Origin of the sequence: Spirosoma endbachense, from assembly GCF_010233585.1 — a bacterium.
In the GTDB taxonomy this organism is placed as follows: domain Bacteria; phylum Bacteroidota; class Bacteroidia; order Cytophagales; family Spirosomataceae; genus Spirosoma; species Spirosoma endbachense.
The window spans coordinates 1437880-1459861 of sequence record NZ_CP045997.1 but is presented as its reverse complement, the minus strand read 5'-3'; the positions used below and the strand labels follow the sequence as shown (position 1 = coordinate 1459861).

The following is a 21982-nucleotide window of genomic DNA, read 5'->3' as shown; positions in this document are numbered from 1 at the left end:
GAGTCAAATGGCGCAATTATGTATTGATCTGGTGGCCAAAAGCGAATTTGCCTATTTACCTGCACAGAAACCGTGGCATACTTCTGTGCCTGATTAAATTATTCTTCTACCTTACGGATTGACAAAACACTCAGTTGTGCTGGCTTTTCGTCGGTATTGGTCAGGCCGCTTACAGCTACTTTCTGCTCGACGGCTTCGGTCTGTAGCCAGTTACGCAATTTACTCGCGTATCCTACCTGTGTCCATTTCGTTGGTAGCCCATAGGTCAATTGCCCGCCCGGCTTCAGCAAGTTGAGCCCCAGTTCAACAAACAGTACGTACGGATCGGCCTTACTTGTATAGGTATTTGGAAACGTTCCCTGAAAATACGCCCTGGAGCTGGGAAATCCTTCGGGGCGAGTGAATGGTGGAACGCCGATCACAGCATCAAAACCCGCATAATTTCCGGTTTCATCAAGCACGTCAGGAAACGCAAATCGCCACTCAACCGCCTGCTGAAACACACGTTGTTTATTGATGTAAGCCGCTTTTTTCTGTTGTAGGTGGCTGGTTAGCTTCTGTTGTCGGTCATCCTGACTAATGGAATCAAACGGTAAAGCCGCCTGTGCGAGTCTGGCTTCGAGCCGACGAATCTCAAGAACTTCTTTCTGCCCAGCGAGTGCTACCTGATTCAGAAATTCGGCAAATTCCTGTATTCGGGCATGAATTTGTTCTTCATCCGGCTTTTCTGGATTTTGCCGGAGGGCCAGCGCATCCATTCTATACTGGTTGAAGTCGATCAGAAATTTCTCGCGAATTGGGCTCTTCAAACCATCAGCCTGAAAATCCAGACCGAATCGCGACACCAGCGCATTGCCGATTTTTATATTTAAGGCGCATGGTAGAGACGCAATATCCCGTCGGTCAACTTTACCCGTCGCTTCAGTAACCGGAACGCTTTTTATCAATTCGATCCATAGCCTCAAGGTACAGAAATTGACGGCGATGGAACTAATATCTACACCAAAGAGGCAGTTTTCCAGAAGCGTCAGTTTTTCATGAACTATTGTTTTCTGGACCCGCTGCATTTCTACAGGGGAAAATTTGGTCAGGTTCGCTCCTTCCGGAATGTACTCAAATGGCTCACCATCCTCATTGTTGATCACTAATTCGTTATTGACAGAGCTGACACAAAGTTGATGAATACGTTGCCCGTCGCTATCGACCAGAATGCCCAGCTCGGCTTTCAGAACGATAAGTTCATGCAGAGCTGCTACAAGAAAACGTCCGCTACCAACGGCTGGGTCTACAATGCGAAGGCTATTGAAAACAGCATTGAAGCGCAGCAGTGACTGGGGTTCATGAAAATGACTGAAGTAACTACTGAGTTCTTCAATACTCGTTGCCTTAATCGAATCGTCGGGGCGCAGGGAATTCAGATCGGGATAGGTGGTAAATGTCGAGACCACCGCCCTACGCACGGTATTGCGAACAATCTCTGCAACCAGGTGATCCGGAATTAGTACTGAATTAGTACGATAGCAGTTGATCATCTCAAAAATCGCTCCCAACGCGGCTGCCGTAATGTTCGGTTTATCTTCCTGCACGACAAGGGGATCGTCAACGGAGAAATCATAGGCATCCAGAAAATTCTGCAAATAGTGTAGTGTTGAGCGTTGTGCTGCCTCTGGTCCAGCCTGTACATTATTGAGAACTGTCTGGCCAGCTATTGGTAATTCGAGCGTATTGTCAAGATCGCCGATCGTTACTGTCTGTCGTTCAAGATCGGTCTTATCAAACAGGGAACAAGCTAAATAGGGAACACGTCCAAACCGGTTTATGCTATCAGCAGACCGACGTTCTTCCGGTACGGCCATTACGTCGAAAAACAACGCATTAAGTGCGGTGAAGTCATGAATCCGCTGTGCAGTCAGAACGTGGGCGCTTTGGTCGTGCAGACCATACTTAACCAGTTGTGCGTCGAGCAGTTTTATAAACAGCATACGACCAAGCCAGGTAAAGCATAGTTCCAGCCCAATAGCAACCAGTTGATCCGTTTCCGTAGCACCGTAGGTAGCCAGTCCTTCCACATTTACCAGCGCATTCTGTTTTCGGAGCTGACTAATGGCATTTTCTAATAACGACCCCTCCGCCCGTTCATTTTCGGGCAATCGCTGAATAAGCCGGCCTTTCTTATTGGTCGGTAATTCGTGTAGTCCAACGATGTAGAGCAGTTCATTATAAAAGCGTTTGCTGACGGCGTCTGTGCCATTTGGCAGCGGTTGTTTTAGTAAATGTTCTGGCGAGAACACCTTAACGACTGGCATCAGGGCGCGATTTCCCTGCTCGGGAGGGAGTTTGAGCGCATCGGCAAATTCACGCAGATTCAGGTATGTGACCGGTACGTCGACGTCAAGATCACGCAGAATACGAGCCGTTTCGGTATAGAAAAAAGCGTCGTCTTTCTTCTGCTGTTGCCTAAGCTGAAACAATCGTTTCAGCCGGGCATTGTCGTAAAAGAACTGACGAAAATCGGTTTCGTCGAAAATGAACCAGTTATAAACGTCCGTAATAATTAACTGGCAAACTACGTGATCCGGGTCGCGTTCACGAAGCTCGAAGTAGTATAATATCAGTTCATGAAGGGCTTTGACATTATTTTTGAGCGGAGTCATCATCTCGGCCGCAAACACTTTTCGGGTCTCGATAATAGCGCTCGAGGGGAAGCTGCCCGGCAATAATTTATCAGGAGTTTCCGACGCTACGGGTCCGGTCTGAATAACAAGATCGATCCATTCGTTCGTATGAACGTCGAAGGTATTGCCATAGAACATTTCGCTCAGAAATTCGGCAACAATGTTTTTCTGGTACTCTTCGGACTCTTTCTCGTCTACCCGCGAAAACAGCCGCGTCAATGCGCTACGGAATGTATCTAGTTGCTCCTGCGGGACCGATTGCCGGGCATATGCTTTATTGAGTGACTGAAGTGGTTTACGAAGGTGGAGCCTCATGGAGGCAAATTTAACGCTAAACAAAGAGAACACAGAGGCTTTGCCGTGTTCACAAGTTTTTTTCGACTTGCCCCTGCTCACTCTCTGTGTTCTCTGTACTGACTAACTCTTATTCCCGAACAACTGATTCCAGACGCTCTTGGCCTTTTCCTTCGCTTCTTCGATTTGAAGAGCGGCTTCAGCCTTCAGTTCGTCGAGCTTAACCTGCGCAGCTTCGAGTTGCACGGATGCTTCAGCTTTCAGTTCATCAAACTTATCTTCGGCAACATCCGATAATTCGTCGGCTTTGGCAGAAGCAGCGGCAAAAACGGTTTCGGCCTGCGCTTGCAGAGTAGCCAGATTCTCGGCTGTAGATGCCTTCGCTGCGTCGAAATGCTCAGTCGCCTTTGCTTTAATCCCTTCAATATCAATATCTTTTCCAAACTCCTGCGCTTGAGCAACCAGCTTGTCTTTCAATTCATCGAGTTGGGTAGCCGCTGCATTGAGGTGTTGGCCAGCTTCGGTTTTGAAGGCCTCGAGTTTCTCGGCAGTGGTTGTCTTGGCAGCCTTTACTTCTTCGGCAGCTGTGTTTTTTGCGTTGTCTTCCATAAAATCACTTGTGGGCTTTTAATAATGAGCGAAAATTGAACAGAAACGGGGGCAAAACCAAAAAGAAAGGGAAGAAGGGAAAAAGACGAGCGGAAATGGTAACAGGGCCTGAAGAGAGGCAGGTCCCGTTTTCGGGTCGTTTTCCCTAAGCTACCCCAGCCGCCGGACAATCAGGCTATTGACCAGTTCAAACAGGTTGGCGGGTTTTAGCGTGCGCCAGTTAGCAATGTCCAGCGTACCGCCAAAGTTGATGTAATAGTCCAGGTGGTATTTTTTCCATTCGCGTTCAATAAACTCCGGCGAATGAATAGCCGCAATCCAGCCATCCTCTACATCCTCAAACCATTCTTCATAATAACTGTCATCAGATCCGTGGAAATTAAAAATATTTTCACTGATCAGAATAAAATACTTGATTCCCTCATAGACCAGCAGGTCTATGACCTGCCGCTTCAGGTACATGATATCGTTGTGGAGCGTATCGTTCCATTCCCCAAAAAGTTCGATCACGACAAACTGACGATCATAATTGGCGAACAGTATCTTGCAATACAGGGTTTCTGAGCCAATTTCGTCCCAAAGTGGATGGATGTAATAGCCGTATATATTGTTTTCGTACTGCTGCATATTATACTCCCGTTCGTGAAACGGCGACCGCTCGTCGTCAGCCGATGTATAATATTTTTCCCAGCCGTAAAAGGGTTCGATGTCCTGCATAATCAATTTCACAAATGAATGCTTAATGAATAATCGGGTCACTGGCGCAATGAACATGTGAATGGAATGCCTATTCACGTACTCGCCAGTCTACTCACTCACTAATTAATTTCGTAACCGCTTTTAGAACGAATTGGTTGAACGAATTGCGTATTTTGCTGACGATGAAAATGCGGTTTCGTCAGCTCGAATCGTTTGTCGTACTGCTCACGTATCCCGCAAGGCACTGCGTCAGGCATTTACGCCCATTTGGCGGGTAAAATACCGTTTTTTTGTACAAGCCGAAGAACTCACTATATCCGTACAGGCCTATTGCATTACTCGTAGCTTTACGGCATGAAACCCATCAGCAAAAACATTCTCATTACGGGTGTCTCAACGGGCATTGGGTACGGCGCAGCCAAACAGTTCGTTCAGCGTGGTTATACAGTCTTCGGGAGCGTTCGTCACCAGACCGACGCCGATCGGCTCGTGGCTGAATTGGGCGACAATTTCATTCCCCTGCTGTTTGACGTAACCGATACGGATGCCATTGCCGAAGCCGCAAAATTTCTCACCACCCGGCTGGCTAACAGCGGGCTTGGTGGTCTCATCAATAATGCGGGAATTGCCATGGGCGGCCCACTGCAATATCAGCCCATCGACACAATACGAAACCATTTTGAGGTCAATGTATTGGGATTAATTCAGGTCACGCAGGCGTTTCTGCCATTGCTTGGTGCACGGGCCAATCATGCTGTCCAGCCTGGCCGGATTCAGAATATCAGTTCGGTGAATGGACAGGTCGCGATTCCGTTTATGGGTGCCTATGTCGGTTCCAAACACGCCGTAGAAGGCATTTCGCACAGCCTGCGACGGGAGCTGGCGCTGTTTGGTATTGAGGTCGTTATTGTTGGACCGGGAGCCGTTAAAACACCCATTTGGGGCAAAGGAACAGATATTAGTGCCTATAACAACACTGTCTATTATCCGGCCATGCAATGGTTTCTGAAACAAGTCGAGACCTCCGAAAAGCGTGGATTTTCAATTGATTACCTCGGCGAGCGCATTGTACAGATTCACGAAACAACCCAGCCACGAACCCGTTATGCATTAGTACCCAACAAGCTAACAAGCTGGATACTACCCCGGCTCCTCCCCGATCGAATGATTGACTGGATATTGGGACGAGTTAGCGGATTGCGGTATAAACCGTAAGGTTTGCTCCTTTCACTGGTTAAGTCAATAGCTTTCTTTTGAGCAAGTAAAAAACCATGCTTAAACCCGCTTTTCAAAAAGACGACACTCTCCTGGCCGACATCGAAACGGCCCGAAATCACCCCGAATCACTGCATATCTGGTGGCTTGGGCAGAGCGGTTTTCTGGTACAGTATAATGGCAAACAGTTACTGTTCGATCCGTATCTATCGGACTCATTATCGGAGAAATACGCCCATACTGACAAGCCCCATGTACGTATCTCAGAACGGGTTATTCAGCCGGGCCATTTGGGTATGATTGATGTTGTCACATCCAGCCATAACCATACTGACCATTTAGACTATAATACCTTATTCCCCTTGTTTGCTGCCAATTGGCAGCTGCAGCTGGTTATTCCTGAGGCCAACCGCACCTTTGTAACAGATCGGCTTGGTATCGCTCCAGATCAGCCCATTGGCCTCAACGATAGCCAAACAGTTCCTGTAGGTGGCTTCATCTTTCATGGTGTTCCGGCGGCCCACAATGAATTGGAGCGTGATGCAGAAGGCCGTTGCAAATTTATGGGCTTTGTGGTCGAGATCGGCCCCTATCGTGTTTACCATTCCGGCGATACACTCTGGTACGATGGCATGGTCGATATTCTGAAACCCTTCAAGGTAGACGTAGCTTTTCTGCCCATTAACGGCAACAAACCCGAACGGCGTGTGGCGGGTAATCTTAACCCCAATGAAGCAGCCCGACTTGGCCGCGACATTGAGGCCAAACTCGTTATTCCGCACCATTACGATCTGTTTGAATTCAATACTGCCGATCCGGCCGATTTTGTGAAAGCCTGTGAACAGTATGGCACGCCCTACCGCGTCATGCAACTGGGCGAAGGCATAAGCATTGACTAGTAGAATCACGACAAAACACACGATGAAAACCTCCCTCCTGCTCCATTTACCGGCTTTATTGCTCCTGATTGCACAACTTAGTGTAGCCCAAACGCCTAACTTCAAGATACAGGTTGTTGATAACCAGATCAATATTGGTTATGGGCTAGCCATTGGCGATGTAGATGGCGACAAACGACCCGATATTTTACTGGCCGATCAGAAAGAGTTTGTCTGGTATCAGAATCCCGGCAATAAAACCAGCCCGTGGAAAAAGTACGTCATGGCAGCCAATCTGACTCCACAGGATAACGTCTGCATTGCCGCCCGCGATCTGGATGGCGACGGGCGCGTGGAGGTGGCCGTTGGCGCAGGCTGGAACCCTGCCGAAACCGGTGACAGTACCAAATCAGGCGCCGTATTTTATCTCGTTCGCCCGCAGGACCCAACACAACGCTGGGAAGCCATTCGCCTACACCATGAAGTAACTACCCACCGGATGCGCTGGGCGAAAACTGGCAAAGACAATTATCAGTTAATCGTTGTTCCTTTACACGGACTGGGCAACAAAAATGGCGAGGGTCGGGGCGTACGAATCTGGGGCTATGAATTCCCGAAAGATCCGCGTAGTACGTGGAAACGTCAGCTGGTAGATTCAACAATGCACTTGACTCATAACTTCGAGATTTGGGAAGATGGAGCAACCACCGGACTGATCGTGGCCGGAAAAGAAGGCGGCAATGTGTTCGAATGGAAGAAAAAGAAGTGGCTTCCGGTCGACGACGAATCGGCCAGTAATGCGCTGCCGCTCCTCAACAAAGGCGTTGAAGGCATTGGCGAAATCCGGCGCCTGAACGGTGGAAGTGCGATTGCAACGATTCAGCCGATGCACGGTAATCTGCTTCAGGTAGAAAGCGGTTCCTACTCGTTCAAAAAATCGACAACGAAAGGTTCCGATAAAGAGGTCGACGTTCTAACCGATATATTCAGTCAGGGACATGCGCTTGCCTGTGGTGATTTTCTGGGTGTTGGCAGCGATCAGATTGTGGCTGGCTGGCGCAACCCAAACGCAGCCGGGAAAGTAGGTATTCGACTCTTTAAGCCCAAAGACGAAGGAAATGTGGAAGGCTACTCGCTGGACGATAGTGTCCGAATGGCCTGCGAAGACCTTCAGACAGCCGACCTCGATGGTGATGGTGATCTGGACATTATTGCTTCGGGCCGCGCCACGTTAAACGTACTGATCTACTGGAACCAGTTGAAATGACCTAGTCGCCGATCTTAACCATGACGCGGACAATTTTTTTGTATAGTCTTTCTCTGGCAGGCCTGGTCATTGTACTGAAGCTATTAGAATACCGTTTTTTAGTTCGTGTTTTACCGCTGGAAATTTACCTCGGCACTGTTGCTGTTTTGTTTACAGCACTAGGTATATGGGCAGGACGAAAGCTCACCCGGACAAAAACAGTAGTGGTTCACGAGTCTGATTTTCAGTTCGATCCGGCGTTACTGGCAAAGGTCGGCATTAGTAAACGGGAATACGAGGTGCTTGGACTTATGGCGCAAGGTCTTTCTAATCAGGAAATAGCCGATGCCCTTTTTGTCTCCCTCAATACCATCAAAACGCATTCGTCAAATTTATTTCTCAAGCTCGATACGAAGCGCCGGACGCAAGCGATCCAGAAGGCTAAGAATCTCCGCCTGATTCCCTAATACATTGGTATGATTCTACGAATCGGCACACAAATCATACTTTCGGGTGATGCAGACGCAAGGGCATTTAGCTTGTTTCGCTGAAAAAAAATCATGAAAAGAATCGTCTTGATTTATGGCCTCATTGCCGGAACCATTGTAGGAGGCATGTTTGCCGTCACAGCTCCATTATGGCAAAATGGAACCATCACCTTCGACAATGGCATGTGGGTTGGTTATGCCACCATGGTCATTGCCCTATCCCTGATTTTTTTCGGGATAAAATCGTATCGCGACAATCATTCAGGCGGTGCAATTTCCTTTGGAACGGCATTTAAAGTGGGAATCCTCATTGCATTGATTGCCTCTTTACTCTACTGCATTGCCTGGGAAATCTGTTACAATACGCTTTACCCAAACTTCATGGAAATGGCCGCCCAATACAAGCAAGCAACCATGAAAAACAGCGGGGCCACAGCACAGGAAATCGCAAAGACGATGGCCGAATTTCAGGAGAGTGCTGAGTCGTATAAGAATCCGTTGGTGCGTTTTGCCTTTACACTTATGGAAATTTTCCCGGTTGGCGTGGTTATTAGCCTGATTAGTGCGGCTCTCCTTCGAAAAAAAGAATTCCTTCCAGCTGACTAACAACGATACCCGTCATGTTAGTCTGATACGTACGATTGTATAGTGTCGAACAGGAAGGAGTCTGGCAACATGTATAGTGCTGTATACAGCTAACACCCATTCGAACTCTTTATTCGTATATTATACTATCTGACTAGCAGTGCTTATGGCTTATCTAAAGTTATATTGATCAATTGCTGGTTCCGTATGACACCAATAGGTAAGGCTTTCAGGTAGTGTAGTTGGCTTTGAATAGCCACTAACTGACTGACAGTGGCTACCGTTGTCCCATTCACGGTTCGGATCACATCGCCTTTCTGTAGTCCAGACGTTACTGGCTGGTCGCCTTGGGGGATCTCAACGACAAGAATACCCAGTTCATCTGGTAGCCCGTAAGCTGACCTATCCCCGGCACCCCGTATATCCCGCACTTTTATACCCAACCACATTGTTTCTGCTTGTTCCTTCTCTACAGTCGGTTGAAGCAACAAGGGCAGTTTGGGTGACCGGGTCAAACTGCGTAACCTGGCCGTCTGCACACCAAACCCATTCATTGAAAAATTCTGAAATCCTAACGCTAATGCCGGACTGTTTTTAGCTACCCGGTAATCACCCTGTTTCGGATTCAGAAAATGGGGATCACCGAAACGACTGTGTGCATCGGTTCCATTTTGCTGAGCCTTCAGTAAAGCCTCCTGGTCAGGAAATAAATTATTATCAAGTTCTTTGCTCCAATAATTAATTCGAATTGGCGCGTAAGGCCGTGTAACAATATTTTTCCGAAAGACATCTTCATTGTTTTTAAACCAGACGTGTGGATGGAACGAGTTGTTTAGTATGACATTATTTTCGGCAGTCCGGTAAAAGCCTTCCCGAAATTTTAAACCACCATTCAGCAATACGTTATTATAAATGTGGTAATTACTACTGCCATCATCCAGATCAATGTCCCAGCCATGATCGCAACGAAATCGATTATTCCGAATAACGATCGTCTTTTGAGCATCTAGCTTAATTAATTCCGGGTGGGAAGCCACAAGGCTATCCATCGTTTTCCGATTCGGATGCCAGAATCGGTCGCGTCCCCATGAATTAAAGGCGCCATGATCACCCGTTTCCAACACGGTGTCAAACACATCGTTGAATTCTAACAGATGACCACCCCAGGTACCATCGCCAATATTGATGCCTGCCCGAGGTGTCTGATAAATTGTATTATGGCGTACGGTAATGTCAGATGTCATCGAAATTTCGATCGCCGTTGCCTGTTTTTCAATCTCCCCAATATGATGAATCAGATTGTCCTCTGCATTGCACTGAGCCGGGTAACGGTCATTCTTTGGCCCGGGTTGTAAATCCATTTTTTCATAAGGCACAAACCACTCATATCGGAAGGCGGGTGAACGTACCGCTGAGGTATCTCCAACAAAACCAATAGCCGTTGCACCAATGTGGTGAATATGGCACCCTTTCACCGACGTGTTTCGGTTGTGTCGGCTAACCAGTATGGCATTCCCGCCCAAGTTTGACAACTCACAATCAGCCAATTGGCAATTTTCCGTATTCTCCAGGTAAACAGCCGCTCCTCTGTATAGCATCCAGTCGCTGCGTAATAGGGGTTCGTAGGGTTCCATAAACGTACGCTCCGCATTGACCAATCGAATACCCTGAATCTGTACCCCTCGAAGTGGAACTTCAGGAGTGCCTCTCAAGTCAAGTAATGACTGTAACCCTGATACCTCAATACGAGCCGTTTCTAAGTTCGTGCCTTGGCCGGGGATCACTGAAAGCGTATGCGTTGTTTTATCATAGAACCATTCACCGGGAGAATCTAACTCCTCAATTATGTTTTCCACAAACCGATATTTAGGGTGCATCTCCGAAGGACGGTTGTTCTGCCAACCGCCTTCGGAGATCAATTTCCCATCAACTTTACCCTTGATCCGGTAGTGAAAACTTCCCCATTCATGCGAATGAAGCGCATGAACATAGCCCCCTTCCGGATTTTTCCAGCGCTGAATTCGTTCTTCACTAAGTGCATCGGAGGCCGTTCCATGAAAAATGCGGGCTGTCGAATCATAATTCGGGTAGCGGGCCAGGTTCTGCTTCTGCCCGTTTATAACTAATTGCCCAAACGAATCTCCCGTTACCGTTGTCGTCCAGATATGCTCTCCATTCTTTTGCCAACGTCCGGTAATTTTCCGGCCGCCATTTAGTTCGACACGCTCGTCTCTATACGCACGAATCAATAGCCGTTTCGAACCGATTCGCTGTGGATCAATATGAATTGTTTTGGTAAGATAGTAAATGCCCTGTCGAAGATAGATTTGAACCTCAGCATGCGGGGCTGTTCTTACTTTATCCAACGCTTTTTCCAGCGTAGCTACTGGTGCGGTCAACGTACCAGCCTGCGTATCGTTACCGGAAGGGGCAACGTATATCCGCGTTTGTGAATAAGCGAATGAGGATACCAGTAGGGCGCAAAAAGTCAATTGTTTCATACAATGAATGGTTGACCAGTCAGCATGGAATTACTTCCCGTTAGATTAGTAAGAATCAGCATGCGTTCTGGGCTATATTTCGATGGCAACGGTTCTATTTACCGTAGGTTGGATTTTGGGGAATATTGTTATTCTGAATTTCAAAATCCGGGATGAGCCAGGTATTGTTATAGTTACCAATTGGTACGGACAATTTGTCGCCCCGGGCCTGCTGCACTTTAGCGAAGTTATTGGTACGCTTGAGATCGAACCAGGCTTGATCTTCGGCATATAACTCCCACCGACGTTCATTAAAGACAGCTTCCCGAAATTGATCTTTGCTCAGACCAGCCAAAGCAGGCACCTGAGTCGGATCCGATTTGTTGATGCGTGCCCGTTCCCGAATCGTATTGATAAAGCTGTAGGCCAACGTCGGACCTGCCAGCTCGTTTTCAGCTTCAGCAGCAATCAGGTACATTTCAGCCAGTCGAAAAATGGGCGTCGTGTAAATTAATTTACCGGCTACTGCCGTTGGGGTTAGGTTTTGACTAACAAATTCAGGATCAACATACTTGTTGTAGTAAGGCCGAAGTGTATTGTCAGCCTGATCTTTCGTGGTCGTGACAATTCCCCAATCCTTACGGCGATCACCTTTGGGAAAGCTATTCACAAAGGCCATTGTGGGTAAAAGAATTGGACTATAGCCAGTACCAGGATACGTTATTGTTTGACGATCATTCCCCGAAACAACTCCATTATAAAGTATCTCCCAAATGGATTCTGATGTATAAGCTGAATTATGGAATACCTTACCATAATCGGGGATCAGGCTATATTTACCAGAATTTATAACGGCAATTGCTTTATCACGGGCATCCTTGAAAAAGGCGGTTTGATTCAGAGGATTCCCAGCCATTGTCAGGTATACTTTTGCCAGCAACGCTGTTGCTACCCATTTGTTTACGCGACCCTGAGCTGCTGTTTCGGGTAATTGCTGTTCTGCCGTAATCAGATCGGCCACAATAAGCGCATAAATATCCTTCTGGGGTGACCGGGGTATTGCTACCTGATCAAATGATTGAACCGTTTGCGTACGCAGTGGTACATCGCCAAACAACTGTACCAGATTAAAGTACGCAAAACCACGTAATGCTTTAGCTTCTCCTTCCAGTCGCTTTCTATCCACATCAGTTAAAAAACTCGCAGCCGGTAGTTTTTCGAGCAGTTGATTGGCATTACTAATCATCTGGTACCAGCCTTGCCATGTGTTGCGGAACGCCCAGTATGTAGTACCTGGATTATTCTGCCAGATTTGAAGCGTATTTTCAGTAGCCGACGGTTGGTCGTTATAGTCCGCAAAGAGTTCTTTGGGTTTCTCTGCTTCACCTCCGTATAAAGCGGGTAGCTGTGCATACAGCCCGTTTGCTGCTGCTTCGAAGCTATCTTTGGATGTAAAAAAATTGGCTGGCGAAATAAAACTAAGCGGCTTTTCAACCAGATCCTGCTCGCAACCGCTTCCTATCAACCCCAGGCAGATAGTATAAATAATTAATTTATGTTTCATGGTTAACAGGGATAGTGGGTTAGAAAGTGGTTTTCAGGCCAATAGTTATTGACTTCATTGACGGGTAAACGCCACGGTCCCATCCATTGACAACGGAGCTATTCCAGGATGCTTCGGGATCATAGTGAGGAAACTTTGTAATGGTCAACTGATTCTGGGCGCTTACGTACACCTGCAACTGCTGAAGTTTAATTCGCTGAAGTAAAGGCTGGGATAGGTTATAAGCGAAGGTTATATCGCGCAGGCGCAGATAAGAGCCCGGCTCTACCCATTTGGACGTAGGATCGCCGAAATTATTAGTGGAAACCGCCCGTCCATATGTGTTACTGGTACCAGGCCCAGTCCAGCGATTTTCCCAGGCTTCCTGGCGAACATTCCAGCTGCCATTTACTGCATTATAATATTTGCTGAACTCGTTTACGATATCATTTCCGTAGGTGCCTACCAGCAGGAAGCTCAGCGTAAAGTTTTTATAGGACAAGTTGTGATTAAACCCAAAAGTAAATTTAGGCTGCAGCTTGCTTAGCGTCATCCGATCCTGGTCACTCACAACACCATCGTTGTTGCTATCCTGAAACCGGTAATCGCCTGCACGCTTGGCCGGTTCGCCATTGGCAACGGCTTCATCGTTCGTTTGATAAACGCCGTCAATTTTATATCCCCATAGTTGAAAAGGAGACTGGCCTAGGATCAATGGAAACCAGTTTCCACCGGCGACGTTACTCACTTCGAGCCGGGTAATGGCATTGCCCTGTGCATCTTTACCTAAATCAATGACCTTAGCTCGGTTAAAATTCATGGTCAGCGTGGACGTCCACTTGAGAGTGCCAACCAAATTTTTGGTCGATAACTGCAACTCAAGCCCTTTATTCTGAATTTCACCTACATTCCTTAATGCAGACCTGAATCCTGACGACGTAGGAAGTGTGGCTTGTAATAATAAATCTTTCGTATTCTTAATGTAGTAATCAGCCGTCAGGGCTATCCGTCCATTCATAAAGCCGACATCGACACCTGCATCAAACTGATGGGTTGTTTCCCATTTTAAATCTTTATTCGCCAATGAACCCTGTATAAATCCAACGGTTTGTTTCCCGTCGAAAGTTGGGCTGACCACGCTTAGCTGCGACAGTGTCTGATAAGGCGAAATTGCCTGATTACCAGAGCTACCATAACTTAGGCGAAGTTTTAGATCAGAAATGGATTTGATCGGTTGTAGAAAGGCTTCATCGGATAAGCGCCAGGCAAAGGCCGCCGATGGGAAAAAAGCAAACTTATGGTTTTCGCCAAATTTAGAGGAGCCATCGTACCGCCCGGTCAGCGTAAGCAGATAGCGATTTAAGAGTGAATAGTTTACCCGACCCAAATACGAAATCAGCTTATACTGGCTCGAGTAACTGGATGGTGCACTGAACTTTGCGCCCGATTGAAGGGAGTTGTTAAGCAGCAGGTCACTCGTAAATGTATTTGAACTACCCGACAATCCATCCGACTGATTGACCTGATACGTAAATCCGGCTACAGCATCGATGCCGTGAATACCAACTGTTTTAGCATAGGTCAATAAATCTTCATTGACAATGGTAGCCCGGTACCCAAATGATTTTAATGCGCTCCCCCCCGGCTGACCAATTGTAATTGTTGAGGGTGCGAAATTATCGGATTTACTGACGCCCGCATCGACACCCGTATTAATGCGAATACCTAATCCTTTTCCCAGATCATACCGAAAATCGATGCTGCCAACTACCCGATTGTCTGTATTGCGATTGTAATAATCGTTAGCCAGACCAACCGGATTTGAGCCTCCCCATTGAACACCCGTAAAGCGGGTATACGTTTTCCCATCCGCTTCATAAATACCACTGATGGGCGACATAACCAGGGCTGTAAAGGGAACTCCCAATTCCGAATTAACATACGTATTGGCCGTTTTAGCCTGGGTAACGGCCAACGCTGTACTTAATCTACCCCGCGTTCCCAGTGTCTGGTCGCCATTAATCCGAAAGGATAGCCGTTTAAAACCAGAATTTCGGACAATACCATCCTGATCGAGGTAATTAAGGGAGGCATAGTATTTTGTCTTGTCATTGCCGCCAGTAACAGACAGTTGATGGCTCATCATGGGTGCCTTACGGTACGCCTGATCCTGCCAGTCGGTTCCCTGACCAAATCCCCGAATCTGATTATCCGTATAAACAGGCGCTTTCCCATCATTTTGGGCCGTTTCATTCACCATTTGAGCGTATTCGGTGGCATTGAGCAGATCAATTTTCTTACGAAGGCTCTGTACGCTGTAGTACCCCTGATAACTGACAGATGCTTTGTTCTGACCACCTCGTTTCGTAGTAATCAAAACAACACCATTGGCTCCCCTGGAACCGTAGATGGCTGTTGCCGAAGCATCTTTAAGGATTTCTATCGATTGAATATCACCTTGATTCAGATCAGACCCGACTCCGTCGAGTGGCATTCCATCGATCACGTAGAGCGGATCGTTTCCACCCGTAATCGAATTAGCGCCCCTCACCCGAATGATCATCGCTTCACCCGGTTGCCCCGATTTTTGATTGACCTGAACGCCTGCCGCCTGGCCCTGTAACGTACTGGCTAAGCTGGTTACGGGAACCTGATTGATTTTTTCAGAACCGACCGATGATACGGAGCCCGTTAAATCTGATTTTCGAACCGTTCCGTAGCCAACCACGACCACTTCGTTGAGCGCCTGATCACCAGGCACTAACATTGTCGTTAAACTGGTTTGATTACCAACTATTACTTCTTTCTTTTGGTATCCTACAAAACTAAATACCAGCACAGCACTGGCATCGGGAACATCAATACGATAGTTTCCATTAGCATCCGAACTTGTTCCCCGCTTCGTATTTTTCACGACAATACTAACGCCTGGCAAACCCGCTCCTTTTTCATCTTTAACAGAGCCAGTAACGGTCATATCCATCGGCCCAATCGATTGGCTACCAGCAAGATGATCAGTGATTTCGAGCGATGCTTCGGGCTGTATTCGAGAAAAAATAATTTGCTTTCCCGATACTTCAAACTGTACATTTCTGGGCTTAAGCAAGCGTGTCAGTAAATCGGCCAGCCGTTCATTGGTTGCGATGATTGAAATGCGATCTTCGGCATGAATAACCTTTGAATTGAAAACAAACTTTACGTCAGCTAATTGACTCAACTGCTTCAGGGCTTTATTAAGCCGGGTTTGCTCAATTTTTACATTTATTCGCCGTTCGAGAAGATCCTGCGCATTAACGTCGGCGCCGAAGCTAACAGCACTGAATACCAACGCCACAGTGAGTTGAATGGCAGTGATTTTCATAAGCGTAAACAGTAGCGTTTTTTTCATTAGTTTTACGAGGTTTTAACTAGTTAAACCAAAAAGATTCCTCTCATCCATGTAAATGGATGCTCTGACTGAGAACATAGAGGGGATTTCAAAAGCCGATAGTGCCTGGCCGCACTATCGGCTTTACTGCTTAAAAGGAATTAGTTTACACCATAGGCAGCTCACAGATAAAAGGTTAAGAATAGATACAGTCTGTAAATCGGTAGTTCCTGTTTATTGGCATCCGGTTGAATGAATGACAATCTTACCGTCGATAATCTCATACGTAGCGCCAATACCTTTACAAATGATAGCCAATTGTTCATTCATTGTTTCATCGGCAAGAGAAGCAGTCAGTGCGCAGTCTCGCATCAGATCCGAATCGTAAATAATGGCGATGCCATAGGCTTGTTCGAAGCGTTGGAGTACCGTACCGACAGGCGTTTCATCGAATTCAAAATCGCTGGTTTTAAGGCTGTGATCTACTACGGCCGGTTTTTCTACCAACATTTTTTTGAATTCAGCATTGACTTTCGAAAATTCAACCTGCTGGTTAGGAGTTAATGAAATGACGCGTTTATCCATAAAAGAGGCTTGATGCGATCCTGCATGGTCCGTATTTGCATACACAGCTACTTTACCAGTACGAACGGCAACCGTTAACTGGCAATCTTCAGGGTAAGCCCGAACCCGAAAACTAGTTCCCAATACACGGGTAACGATCTGATCAGCATAGACCAAAAAAGGATGTGCTGGATTTTTGACAATGGTAAAGAATGCTTCTCCGGTCAGGGTAACTTCACGGCTTGAATCGGCGAAAACGCTCGGATAAGCAAGTGAGGATTTGGGAGAAAGCGCTACCTCACTTCCATCGGGCAATACTACCCGCACTGGCTGCTGCGTATCATTTCGTTTAACCTCTATACGACGGGGTAACTGTTTCGACGCAACCGGCTCCGTTCCTGACAGGAATTGGTGTTTTGACTGATTAAGCCACCACCCTCCTATTCCTGTCAGGAGCAGCACGGCAGCCGCTACAGCCCTCCATGACAAAAATGAACGGGTTATGCGTTGAAACGGCTTATGCGTCTCTTGCCGGTCGATTCTGTGGAGCATCCGCTGCACATCTTCCTGAATCTGATCCTGACTAACAATAGGTTGCTCGATGTGTAAACTTAAAACCAGTTGGCGAGCCAGTTTTAGATCGGCCGTTCGATCAGTGTGGTGCGCTAACCATTCCTCCCAAAAAAATTCGTTGGCAGGAGTGGGATTTTTGATCCAGTCCTGGAAATACGGATCAAATAAAAAATCGTCAACTGTGAATAATTCGTAGTCAGGCATATTGAACAGCATTCATATCCTGATAGCGATAAACTCGTTGCAGATACTGTTTCTAATTAAACTTTTTTTGTTTTTCGGCTACGCGGCATCAACCTATTAGCGGTAGCAGCAGGAGCAACCAGAAAATTTCGGCGCTGACCTTATGACGGAGTTGGCGAAACGTGGTTTGAAACAAATTTGAAACTGACTGCTCAGATATACCCATGATTTGAGCAATCGAGGGACGATCAATATTGTGATAGAATCGGAGATAGATAGCTTCCTTAGCCCGTGGTGGTAATTGATTTATTAATTGCTGGATGTGTTGTGTATTAGTTTGAGCCTTTTCATCCTCAATCAACTGATCTTCAGGCGAAAAAAATATAGTAAATCTTGTATCTTCATACTCATCAGCTATGGGGATTAAGCTGACTCGTTGGCGAAGTAGGTGTTTTTTGTGAAGCAGCCGACGTAACATAGCCATCAGATAAGGCAGAACCTGACTGGTAGTTAACCGACTAAGGGTTGTGCGACAGTTCCAGAGATCAACAAATATATCCTGAATGCAGTCCCGTATATCATCTTTTTCCCGGTTAAACTTGGTACCGTACCGAATCAGAGCTGTATAGTTTCTGGTCATCAATTTCCCTAAAGCCACAGGATCACCTTGCTGAAACTGGCCCCATAACAGCGCATCATCGATAGTGTCCGCAACATTCATACCTTTATTATCGTGAAATAATATAAATATATCTTTAAAAATAATTATTTGTACAAATATAACTCAACAATAATATCATTTATGCTGACTTTTATTTTTTAGTCATGTTTTGCCTAACTACTGGCTTGAAAAATCAGTGTACAATTCTGTTGACTGTACAGATTACTGCCCAACAACAAAGGGAGCGTATGGACTATTTGCGCAACTAGTCCATACGCTCCCTTTGTTGTTGTGATTCAGAATAACCTGACTGTTAATTAATAGTCAGTAATAAATTAACCAGCGTATTTTATTACTGATTCCCCAACTGCCCGGCCAGTGAACGAAGAGCCGAAGATAAGCCTTCGAGCCGGGGAGCAATATCACCTTCAGACCCCATCAGCGTACTAAATTCAACGGTTTGGGTTGCAAGCCGGTTAAATAACTGACTCAACTCAGTGGTGTTAATCTGACCACTTTCCAGCTCGGTTTTTACCTGTTCGAGCGTAGTTGTGATTTCGGTAGCATTTTCGGCTTTGCGGAGTTCTACCAGCCATTCGTCAATAACACCCGTGCCACTCTGTGGTGTCGATGTTGTAAAGTCTGTGCCCAAAACACTCATCGTTGAATCGAGCAGATCGGTTGATTCTTCGTGTGATAGCATATTAGAGTTGACTGCTAAAGTTTCGTAATGCATTTACTAATTGCTTCAACTGGCCAGCGGTTACCTGATCAACACTTGGTTCATGCGAAAGAGCCGTTGTATGACTGGCTAAACTCAGGAGCAAATGCCGGATTTTATCGCTGTCGTACTGTTCTGATTTAAGGTGATCGCGTAGCTCGCCCAGTTCAGCCAGAATACGTTCTGCGCCAACATCGCCCCGCAATGCATTTAGCCAGCCTTCCAGCAAAAGGATACCTCGCTCAGCCGAAAGAATGGTTGTAATCCCTTCGCCAAATGCGCCCAGTGTATCAGTGAGCATCCGATGCTCGAGTGTGGTTTGCGTTTCCATAATGTAGTGAATTAGGTTTTGTACGTCGTAAAAAGGATAAATGGCTAGCTATTCAGGTATCCGTTACAGTTTATTTCCAAAGCTTCGTAGAATTTTTGACAAGCTTTCCAGACCGCCCGTCCAGGTTCCTTCGGCATATGGCCCTTCGGCAACGCTCTGGGTTTTATCGGCCAGACTGAGCATTAATTCACGAATGCGCTGATCGTTCGGCTGAGCACTCTGTAATTCGACACGAAGCTCGTTCAATTCAGCCTCAAGCTGATTTAAATTCGGATCACCCTGTAAGGCCTGTAGCCAGCCATCAATGAGCATCACGCCCTGAGCTGGCGAAATAGTCGACTCATTCTCGTGGCGAAGCGTTCCGAGCGTGTCCTGCAGCATTCGTTCTTCCAGTATGTTCGATCCCATTTGCGTTTGTGGTTTGTAGTCTGTGAAATTCGGTTTATAGTTTCCCATTAATGCTTCCGTTACATTGGAGCCAGCCATAAACCGAATTCCAATAAACCGTAAACTTTTATAGTTGTGCAGCCAGCTTTCGGAGCGAGGTTGCCACGTTTTCCAGCTTACCAGACGTTTGTTCATGAATATTCGATCCCTGCGCCACCTGCGACGTGTGATCGGCAAGGCTAAACAGTAATGCACGAATACGGTCAGCATCTGGATTAGTGAACTGTAGCTCACTCCGTAGTTCCTTTAGCTTTCCTTCAATAATTTCGGCACTTATATTTCCTTCAATGACTTTCAGCCATCCATTAATAAGTTGGACGCCATCGGCAGGAGATGTTTCCGTTCCATCCCCAAACGCCCCAACTGTCTGATCAAACAGCCGCTGATCCAATGCGTGTGAAGCCATAAACGTAAGTGATTAGATTAGTGAGTTGTCGGGTCATAAAGTCACTGGGCGCAGTTACTAACGCTGGAACGTTATGACTCCTGACCATTATTTATACCGCCGTTGAAATCTGTCCGGCAAAGTTGCGAAGCGCCGTAGCCAGTGTCTGTAAGCGGGATTGTAGATCGCCTTCAGCTTTCGGAGCTGCTTTGTCGGTCTTATCGGCCAGTTCGTTCAATAATTGCTGAAGTCGCTGCGGACTCGGCTCTCCCGTTTTTAACTCATCGTGAAGGTGAGTAAGAGGCTCCACCAGATCGCCGGTGAAATGATTAGTTTTAATCGATGAAAACCAGTCCGTAATGAGCGACATTCCTTCCTGGGGCGATGCTGCCTGGCCCTGATCAAAAGCTGCTACTGTAGCATCAAGCAGGGTTGTAGCCGACGAACCGGTTGTTTGCGAATGTTGATTTGCCATAGTCGTTGAGAACCACCGAAGCGGAGGTTAATTGGTTTTGTATTTACTAAAACCCTTCAATCGACGCTTTGTTTGGGGGCAAAACAAAAGAGAGAGCCTGCCTTATCGCAAAACCCTCTCTTCCTGTTTATTACGAATTTAGTACTGTGAGCGTCCTCCCGAGGAGCCAGTATCGGTATCCGATTCGTACCTGGCCGCATGGTCAGGCCTGTTTTCACTCGATACACCCGACGACCGGGTGCCTGATTCCGGACTATAATCGTCGCCGGTTGCGCCCCCTATACTGCGAGCACCACCGTCGCTACCAGTCGTATCGTCCATGTCGATTATCGATGTACCTGCGCCACTGTTTGTTGACTCGCCACCAACTGTACTCGTCATGGGTGCCTGCCCTCCCATATTGGCCGGTTTCGACGAGCCTCCGAGCTGATAACTGAATCCTTCCAGCGCTTCGATCAACGGAGCAAGCTTTGTTTTCACGTCGCTATCAGCTAAACGGGCGGTATGTCTGACCTGATTAACCAGGTTTTCGAGGATTCCCCGGATATGCCATCCGTTCGGGTTGCCACTTTGTAGCTCAGCTTTCAGTTCACTCAAACCGTTTGCAACAGAAATCGTGTTCTGTTCGCCATTACGTAATGTGGTTATCCAGGTGTCAATGAGCGAAATACCGTCAAATGGGGAGATATCGGTCGTATTGCCATTGAAGGCATTAACGGTTGTATCAACTAAATTCGATGCATGCTGATTCAGTGCCATAATGATCGGGTTTAGGATTAGATAATTTAAGATTGTCAGCTATTGTTTGCTACCTGCCGATGCAGGTTCTCAAGGGTTGCCACCAATTGAGAGAGTTCTTCCTGTTCGGCACTGGCTTCGGCCGTAGCAGCCACTTTCTGGGTTTGGCTGATCAAATCTTCCAATAAAGCGGCAATACGCTGGTTGTCGGGCCGGTTGTACTGCTGGGCTACATGAACTTCGGCCCGTAAACTTTCAAGCGTATCGGCAATGTCGTCGGTATCTTCATCACCTGCAACATCGAGTCGATTCAACCATTGATCGATGATGGATAAACCGTCAGTGGCCGTTGTTTCGCCAATCCGTCCATCGAATGTATTAACTGTTTGCTCAATGAGCGACGTCTGGTTTTGATTCTGAGAAATCATAATCGTATCAGTTGATTAAAGTTATTTCGCCAACCCCTGTGCAAAATCTTTCAGGGCTGTCGACAGGTTCTGCAAACCTTGTTTATAGTCACCTTCGGCGGCATTGTTGGCAAGGTCGATCGTTTCGCCGGAGAGGTCGTATAAAAGGCGTTCGACTTCCCGGATATTATTGGCGTTGATTGCGTCACGGAGTTTTTCAAGGGGTTCGGCTACCCATTGCGTGCTTACGTTTGACCGCACAATCCCGATCCATTCCTGAATTAGATTCACTCCATCATCGGGCGTTGTTGAACGCGCTCCACCACCGAGGGTAGCCAGCGTATCGTCCAGCATCGTGGCGATTTTTTGATCGTGATGTGCCATAACGTTGAATCCATTAGTTTTGACAAAAAGAACT

21 protein-coding genes are annotated in these 21982 nt (G+C 46.8%); 5 read left to right on the top strand and 16 right to left on the bottom strand.

What is annotated here, in order from left to right; translation table 11 throughout:
* Nucleotides 1-98: 98 nt before the first annotated feature.
* From GJR95_RS05685 to GJR95_RS05675, 3 genes are all read right to left on the bottom strand, one after another.
* The gene (locus tag GJR95_RS05685; protein ID WP_162384952.1) at nucleotides 99-2990 is read right to left on the bottom strand and encodes a type IIG restriction enzyme/methyltransferase; all 2892 of its coding nucleotides are present in this window, start codon (nucleotides 2988-2990) and stop codon (nucleotides 99-101) included.
* Nucleotides 2991-3092: 102 nt separating this feature from the next.
* Nucleotides 3093-3578 carry a hypothetical protein gene (locus GJR95_RS05680; RefSeq protein ID WP_162384951.1) on the bottom strand — a complete coding sequence of 162 codons (486 nt, stop codon included), beginning with the start codon at nucleotides 3576-3578 and terminating at the stop codon, nucleotides 3093-3095.
* Between the two features lie 150 nt (nucleotides 3579-3728).
* Nucleotides 3729-4295, bottom strand: a complete 567-nt coding sequence (locus GJR95_RS05675) for a hypothetical protein (protein WP_162391596.1) — start codon at nucleotides 4293-4295, stop codon at nucleotides 3729-3731.
* A 336-nt stretch (nucleotides 4296-4631) separates the two neighbouring features.
* On the opposite strand from GJR95_RS05675, the gene GJR95_RS05670 reads away from it, so the two are divergent.
* From GJR95_RS05670 to GJR95_RS05650, 5 genes are all read left to right on the top strand, one after another.
* Nucleotides 4632-5492: an SDR family NAD(P)-dependent oxidoreductase gene (locus tag GJR95_RS05670; protein ID WP_162384950.1), complete on the top strand. Its 861-nt coding sequence runs from the start codon at nucleotides 4632-4634 to the stop codon at nucleotides 5490-5492.
* 56 nt (nucleotides 5493-5548) lie between these two features.
* The gene (locus tag GJR95_RS05665; RefSeq protein WP_162384949.1) at nucleotides 5549-6391 is read left to right on the top strand and encodes an MBL fold metallo-hydrolase; all 843 of its coding nucleotides are present in this window, start codon (nucleotides 5549-5551) and stop codon (nucleotides 6389-6391) included.
* Nucleotides 6392-6413: 22 nt separating this feature from the next.
* Complete coding sequence (locus tag GJR95_RS05660; RefSeq protein WP_162384948.1) at nucleotides 6414-7637, top strand: FG-GAP repeat domain-containing protein; 1224 nt, start codon at nucleotides 6414-6416, stop codon at nucleotides 7635-7637.
* Nucleotides 7638-7657: 20 nt separating this feature from the next.
* On the top strand, nucleotides 7658-8083 hold the full coding sequence (locus GJR95_RS05655; protein WP_162384947.1) for a helix-turn-helix transcriptional regulator: 426 nt from the start codon (nucleotides 7658-7660) through the stop codon (nucleotides 8081-8083).
* 93 nt (nucleotides 8084-8176) lie between these two features.
* Entirely contained in the window at nucleotides 8177-8710 is a 534-nt protein-coding gene (locus GJR95_RS05650; RefSeq protein WP_162384946.1) for a DUF4199 domain-containing protein, read from the top strand.
* Between the two features lie 143 nt (nucleotides 8711-8853).
* On the opposite strand, the gene GJR95_RS05645 is transcribed toward GJR95_RS05650, so the two are convergent.
* From GJR95_RS05645 to GJR95_RS05585, 13 genes are all read right to left on the bottom strand, one after another.
* Complete coding sequence (locus GJR95_RS05645; protein WP_162384945.1) at nucleotides 8854-11190, bottom strand: right-handed parallel beta-helix repeat-containing protein; 2337 nt, start codon at nucleotides 11188-11190, stop codon at nucleotides 8854-8856.
* 94 nt (nucleotides 11191-11284) lie between these two features.
* A complete protein-coding gene (locus GJR95_RS05640) occupies nucleotides 11285-12733 on the bottom strand; it encodes a RagB/SusD family nutrient uptake outer membrane protein (protein ID WP_162384944.1) in 1449 nt (482 codons plus the stop codon).
* A 19-nt stretch (nucleotides 12734-12752) separates the two neighbouring features.
* Nucleotides 12753-16100: a SusC/RagA family TonB-linked outer membrane protein gene (locus GJR95_RS05635; RefSeq protein ID WP_162384943.1), complete on the bottom strand. Its 3348-nt coding sequence runs from the start codon at nucleotides 16098-16100 to the stop codon at nucleotides 12753-12755.
* A 213-nt stretch (nucleotides 16101-16313) separates the two neighbouring features.
* On the bottom strand, nucleotides 16314-17420 hold the full coding sequence (locus GJR95_RS05630) for a FecR family protein (protein ID WP_162384942.1): 1107 nt from the start codon (nucleotides 17418-17420) through the stop codon (nucleotides 16314-16316).
* Between the two features lie 88 nt (nucleotides 17421-17508).
* Complete coding sequence (locus GJR95_RS05625) at nucleotides 17509-18120, bottom strand: RNA polymerase sigma factor (RefSeq protein ID WP_162384941.1); 612 nt, start codon at nucleotides 18118-18120, stop codon at nucleotides 17509-17511.
* Nucleotides 18121-18412: 292 nt separating this feature from the next.
* The gene (locus tag GJR95_RS05620) at nucleotides 18413-18763 is read right to left on the bottom strand and encodes a hypothetical protein (RefSeq protein WP_162384940.1); all 351 of its coding nucleotides are present in this window, start codon (nucleotides 18761-18763) and stop codon (nucleotides 18413-18415) included.
* Between the two features lies 1 nt (nucleotide 18764).
* The gene (locus GJR95_RS05615; RefSeq protein ID WP_162384939.1) at nucleotides 18765-19112 is read right to left on the bottom strand and encodes a hypothetical protein; all 348 of its coding nucleotides are present in this window, start codon (nucleotides 19110-19112) and stop codon (nucleotides 18765-18767) included.
* A 63-nt stretch (nucleotides 19113-19175) separates the two neighbouring features.
* Entirely contained in the window at nucleotides 19176-19694 is a 519-nt protein-coding gene (locus GJR95_RS05610) for a hypothetical protein (RefSeq protein WP_232541097.1), read from the bottom strand.
* The gene (locus tag GJR95_RS05605) at nucleotides 19627-19965 is read right to left on the bottom strand and encodes a hypothetical protein (protein ID WP_162384938.1); all 339 of its coding nucleotides are present in this window, start codon (nucleotides 19963-19965) and stop codon (nucleotides 19627-19629) included. The genes GJR95_RS05610 and GJR95_RS05605 overlap by 68 nt, the downstream gene beginning before the upstream one ends.
* A 91-nt stretch (nucleotides 19966-20056) precedes the next feature.
* Nucleotides 20057-20419: a hypothetical protein gene (locus GJR95_RS05600; RefSeq protein WP_162384937.1), complete on the bottom strand. Its 363-nt coding sequence runs from the start codon at nucleotides 20417-20419 to the stop codon at nucleotides 20057-20059.
* A 138-nt stretch (nucleotides 20420-20557) separates the two neighbouring features.
* Entirely contained in the window at nucleotides 20558-21178 is a 621-nt protein-coding gene (locus GJR95_RS05595; RefSeq protein WP_162384936.1) for a hypothetical protein, read from the bottom strand.
* A 35-nt stretch (nucleotides 21179-21213) separates the two neighbouring features.
* Nucleotides 21214-21585 (bottom strand): hypothetical protein, encoded by a 372-nt coding sequence (locus GJR95_RS05590; protein ID WP_162384935.1) that lies wholly within the window; start codon nucleotides 21583-21585, stop codon nucleotides 21214-21216.
* A 21-nt stretch (nucleotides 21586-21606) separates the two neighbouring features.
* Nucleotides 21607-21948, bottom strand: coding sequence for a hypothetical protein (locus GJR95_RS05585; RefSeq protein ID WP_162384934.1), 342 nt, complete (start codon nucleotides 21946-21948; stop codon nucleotides 21607-21609).
* Nucleotides 21949-21982: the final 34 nt, after the last annotated feature.